This is a genomic window from Polaromonas sp. LjRoot131 (assembly GCF_964252805.1).
Classification (GTDB): Bacteria; Pseudomonadota; Gammaproteobacteria; order Burkholderiales; family Burkholderiaceae_C; genus Polaromonas.
The window spans coordinates 1-2,222 of sequence record NZ_CAXUPF020000013.1; the positions used below are offsets into that span (position 1 = coordinate 1).

Consider the following 2,222-nt stretch of genomic DNA (forward strand, 5'->3'; position numbering starts at 1 on the left):
CGTAGCGAAGCGCAGGGGACCCAGACTGCGGGTCGCCTTTTCTTTGGTGACTTTCTTTTGGCGAAGCAAAAGAAAGTTACTTGCTGCCGGGCAACCCCCGGCCAACAGAACTTAGAAGAGAGCACAGAGGGAGCGCACTCGCCGGAGCAAGACCCGGCTTCATCCCATGCTGGAGTGAATCATCTCCCTAACCCGCGGATAAATCTGCTGATTCCACTTACGCCCGCTAAACACCCCGTAATGCCCCACACCAGTCTGCACATGATGCGTCTTCATATACGGCCGTATCCCGATGCAAAGGTCCTGAGCCGCAACGGTCTGCCCGACTGAGCAGATGTCGTCGCGCTCGCCTTCCACCGTCATCAGCGCGGTGCGGCGTATGGCGGCGGGTTTCACGAGGCGGCCGCGGTAGCTGAGCTTGCCCAGCGGCAGGTCGTAGGTCTGGAACACTTTTTCAACGGTTTCAAGATAGAACTCGGCGGGCAAGTCGTTGACGGCCAGGTATTCGTCGTAGAACACGCGGATGATGTTGGCCTTTTCCACGTCGCCGTCCAGCAGGTGCTGGTACATGTCCTGGAATGATTTTTTGTGCCGCTCCAGGTTCATGCTCAGGAAGGCACTGAGCTGCACAAAGCCCGGGTACACGCGCCGCATATAACCGGCGTGCGGCAGCGGCACGTGGCTGATCAGGTTTTTTTCGAACCACGCAATCGGCTTGCTGGTCGCCAGCGTGTTGACGCCCGTGGGGTTCACGCGGCAGTCCACCGGGCCGGCCATCAGCGTCAGGCTGCGCGGCTGGGCCGGGTCGTCGTCTTCGGCCATGATGGCCGCGGCCGCCAGCGCCGCCACGCAGGGCTGGCATACCGCCACCACATGCGTGCCCGGGCCAATGGCCTGGGTGAAGCGGATCATGTGGTCGATGTAGTCGTCCAGCGCGAAGGCGCCGTGGCGCAAGGCCACGTCGCGCGCGTTGTGCCAGTCGGTGATGTAGACGTCGTGGTCTTGCAGCAGCGTGCGCACGGTCTCGCGCAGCAGCGTCGCGAAGTGGCCCGACAGCGGGGCTACCAGCAGCACCGGCGGCTGGAAAGGTAGATCGGCCGGCGTTTCTTTTTTGAAGCGCAGCAGGGTGCCGAAGGGCATGGACAGCACGGCTTCTTCGGTGACGGCGAATTCGCGCTCGCCCACCTTTACCGAGGTGATGCCGTAGGCCGGGCGCGAATGCGTCAGGCGCAGGCGCGAAAACACCTCCATGGACGCCGAGAACTTGCGCAGCAGGCTGCCCTCGGTTTTGCCCAGCCAGAGCGCCGCGCTGCCGCCCTGCGCCAGCAGCCGAAGCGGGGACATCAGGTCGGACTGGAGTTGGTAGGCCTGGTAAAGCATGGAAGTCCTGGCTCTTGAATCGGGTTTGTGGCCCGGATGGGGTGAACGCAGGCAAGTTACGGGCCAGTCGCCGCCTGGTGTCTTCGCTGGCACAAGCCTTGCGGAGGTTTTGCCAGCCCCGGCTGGTGGGGCCCCACTTTGCGGTTCAAGGAGCAATCTCATGGCCAAGGCAGTCCTGACGATCAGCAGCAAAAACTACGGCGCCTGGGCGCTGCGCGGCTGGCTGCTGGCGAAATTTGCCGGGCTGGAGTTCACTGAAAAAGTGATCTCCCCCGACGACCCGGCCATGAAGGCCGAAATGCTGCTGCTGTCGTCCAGCATGCTGGTTCCCTCGTTGCAGCACAACGGCGTCAAAGTCTGGGACACGCTGGCGATTGCCGAATACCTCAATGAAATCAAGCCCAAGGCGCAGCTCTTGCCCGCCGACGTCAAGCTGCGGGCGCACTGCCGCGCGGTTTGCGGCGAAATGCATTCCGGTTTTGCCTCGCTGCGCGCCGCGCTGCCGATGAACATCAAGGCCCATTTCCCGAACTTCAAGGTCTGGTCGCGTGCGCAGGCCGACATCGACCGTGTGCTGGAGATCTGGAAGGAATGCCTGGGCTCCTACGGCGGTCCTTATCTGTTTGGCAAACAGCTGTCGGTGGCGGATGCGATGTATGCGCCCGTGGTTACTCGGTTTTTGACTTACGACGTGACGCTGGACAAGGCTTGCATGGCTTATTGCAAGCGGATCATGGAGTTGCCGGCTATGAAGGAGTGGGTTGCTGCGGCCAAGAAGGAGCCGGATGACATTGATGAACTCGATGCTGAGTTCTGAGGCTTGGTTTTCTGCTTAGTTCTGC

2 protein-coding genes are annotated in these 2,222 nt (G+C 61.7%); one reads left to right on the forward strand and one right to left on the reverse strand.

Annotated elements, in window-relative coordinates; genetic code table 11:
- Window positions 1-159 precede the first annotated feature (159 nt).
- Window positions 160-1,380 (reverse strand): polyhydroxyalkanoate depolymerase, encoded by a 1,221-nt coding sequence (locus ACSQ27_RS24230; protein ID WP_436158057.1) that lies wholly within the window; start codon window positions 1,378-1,380, stop codon window positions 160-162.
- Between the two features lie 160 nt (window positions 1,381-1,540).
- Here ACSQ27_RS24230 and ACSQ27_RS24235 point away from each other — a divergent pair, with 160 nt between their 5' ends.
- On the forward strand, window positions 1,541-2,197 hold the full coding sequence (locus ACSQ27_RS24235; RefSeq protein WP_436158058.1) for a glutathione S-transferase: 657 nt from the start codon (window positions 1,541-1,543) through the stop codon (window positions 2,195-2,197).
- Window positions 2,198-2,222: the final 25 nt, after the last annotated feature.

Coding starts and splice junctions, on each gene's coding strand:
- ACSQ27_RS24235 (WP_436158058.1), top strand. CDS start 1,541: ATGGCCAAGGCAGTCCTGACGATCAGCAGCAAAAACTACGGCGCCTGG.
- ACSQ27_RS24230 (WP_436158057.1), bottom strand. CDS start 1,380: ATGCTTTACCAGGCCTACCAACTCCAGTCCGACCTGATGTCCCCGCTT.